Origin of the sequence: Halopiger djelfimassiliensis (genome assembly GCF_000455365.1) — an archaeon.
Lineage (GTDB): Archaea > Halobacteriota > Halobacteria > Halobacteriales > Natrialbaceae > Halopiger_B > Halopiger_B djelfimassiliensis.
Map to the genome: position 1 here is coordinate 2,350 of NZ_HG315684.1, position 2,336 is coordinate 4,685.

Annotated in this window: 2 protein-coding genes; both read right to left on the reverse strand. The window is 58.8% G+C overall.

What is annotated here, in order from left to right:
- Positions 1-196: 196 nt before the first annotated feature.
- Complete coding sequence (locus TX80_RS00015; protein WP_049920773.1) at positions 197-1,084, reverse strand: hypothetical protein; 888 nt, start codon at positions 1,082-1,084, stop codon at positions 197-199.
- A gap of 92 nt (positions 1,085-1,176) precedes the next feature.
- A complete protein-coding gene (locus TX80_RS19600; protein ID WP_230198650.1) occupies positions 1,177-2,274 on the reverse strand; it encodes an eCIS core domain-containing protein in 1,098 nt (365 codons plus the stop codon).
- Positions 2,275-2,336: the final 62 nt, after the last annotated feature.

A 2,336-nucleotide genomic window follows, 5' to 3' on the forward strand; every position in this document is an offset into this window, starting at 1 on the left:
CCTCTCAGGAATCGTCTCAGGCACGTTGCTCTGGATTGTATCGGTGCTGGCAGTAGCACACTGGATGTGCTGGTTTCGTGTATTAGCTCCGGGGCAGTCAGGTGTGACGAATGGATGGCTTTCACTGAGTTGGCTATCAGCCTGGTCCCTCGCTCGTGTGACGGTCATTTAGGTTAGGAAACTGACAGCATTATGGTCAGACGAGGTTCCCGAGTTGGAAGGGGCCGCCGGTTTCGAAGTCGAAGTAGCCGTCGACATCCGCCGACGTGTAGTGGTAGTTCTCGTAGAGCGGGCGGTGTTCGTAACGCATCGATGCCTCGTAGGAACCCATTCCGAGGACGCGGTATTCTTCGGGCGGTTCGAGTCCCATCAGGAGGTAACAATCCCTGACCTGACACAGCAAGTGGTGAACGACGAGTGCCTGAAATCCCTCGATCGAGAGGTACTCGTCATCCCCGGGATCGACCGGCGAGAGTTCCAGCCGTGCGTCGGGCTCGCGAGCGCGGGGCGAACTCCCGCCGACGTAGTGTTCCTCGGTCGTACCCTGATAGAGCAGTTCGACCGCGGAGGTGGCGTCGAGTTCGAACGGCTGGACATCGTCGACGCCCAGCGAGTCGGCCAAATCGCGCAACTGATCGAACAGCCCGCCGGTCGAACCCGCGAGATGATCCGCCGCCTCACCGAAATACGTGATCACGTCCTCATCGAGCAACGCTTCGGCATCGAGATCGAGGTAGACGTCGGTACAGTAGGCGACGAACGTCTGTTCGTCGACCGTCTCGGGGAGTTCGACCTGTGGCTGCCCCTCCCCAGTGACGTGATACCTGAACTGCTGATAGTAATCACCGAAGTACGCCTCGAATTCCTCGGGTGAGAGATTTCCTACAACCCCGCCGACGGCGGCGATCCAACCCGGATTCTCCGCGTTCGAAAGCGTGTCGTACCCCCGCTCGCGATAGACGTAATACCTGGCGTATCGACGGGCCTGTTCGACATGTTCATTACCCTCGTCGGATCGCTTTGTCGGATCGTCTGGGTATCCATTTTGTTCGTGTGCATAAATTTCACCATTCTGTTTATGCATCTCGATTTGATGGATTACGCCACTGTTGTCAGTTATCTTAGTGCCGACATCTTTTTTATCTTCACCGATGATTTCTCCTTTCATCATTGATTTCAGAACTTAGTATTCTTCCCACTAGTCTCAGTTCCATCAACGATTAGATCCTGCAATTGCGCAGGCAAGTTATCGAGGCTGGCGAGATCGTCGATGGAGTCGAGCAGGTCGCCGCCGCCGTCTTTGAACAGTTGCTTCCAGCTATGGACTGCGAAGCCGCCGGCAGCGGTAAGTCCCAAAAGCGGCAGCAGGGGTCCACTGGCCATCTCTGCCATCATCATGCCGCCGGTCGTAATCGTCGACATCGCCGTCAGAACGGCAGCGTTCTCCGCTCCTTCTGCCAGAACCGACCCCATCGAAAGTTCCTCGTCTCCGTACAGACTCTCGTAGAGCTGCTGTTGGTTATTTTCCAGCGCCTCGACACGGTCAACCAGCGACTCGTGATCGGTCCTGGTCTCGGTCTCGAGAGCGTCAGGATCGATCCCCTGCAGATCGCTCGCCGAGACTTCGTCCCCGCCGAACAGCGCACTAACTGTGCTGCTTATCGCACCTCTCATCGAGCGCTGGATATGCACCTCCGTCCCCAGCCGATTCACGGTCAGCGGTTCGCCTCCCGACAGCGCATCCTCGGCAGCCCGATCGGCTTCCCGCTCTAACTGCGGGTCGGGGTCGATCTCGAGGTCGGCGTCCGATTTGGGCATCATGCTGATCGCCGCACCGGTCTGCTGGCGGACATGAGCTAACTCGTGCGCGAGCAGGAACTGCCCCTCCGCGCTCTCGGGATCGTACTCACCGGAATTAAAGACGATGTCGTTGCCGCAGGTGAACGCTTTCGCGTCGATCGACTCAGCCGCTTCGGCGGCTTTCGCGCCCGTGTGGATGCGGACGTTCGAGAAATCCGCGTCCATCCGTTCCTCGAGCGTGCGCTGCAGGCCGGAGTGGAGGGGCATACCGCCGCTGCCGATGACGTCCAGTACCTGCTGGGGGACTTCGTTCGCGGTCGTATCCGCGCCCTTGAGCGCGCTTTGAATCCGGTGTTTGATTGGGGGCCGGAAAATCGAACCGGGACTGAGGAGGCCGTTCCCGTCGATCGGGTCGGGAACTGGTGAAGGAGTCCCGGCAAGCGTGTTCCAGATGTGAGTTGGCCGGTTGGTCATCGTGGGCGATGTCGTCGACCGAGCGGGCGATCGTTTTCGAGTGGGCGGACACAGTATTCGAT

Coding starts and splice junctions, on each gene's coding strand:
- TX80_RS00015 (WP_049920773.1), bottom strand. CDS start 1,084: ATGCATAAACAGAATGGTGAAATTTATGCACACGAACAAAATGGATAC.
- TX80_RS19600 (WP_230198650.1), bottom strand. CDS start 2,274: ATGACCAACCGGCCAACTCACATCTGGAACACGCTTGCCGGGACTCCT.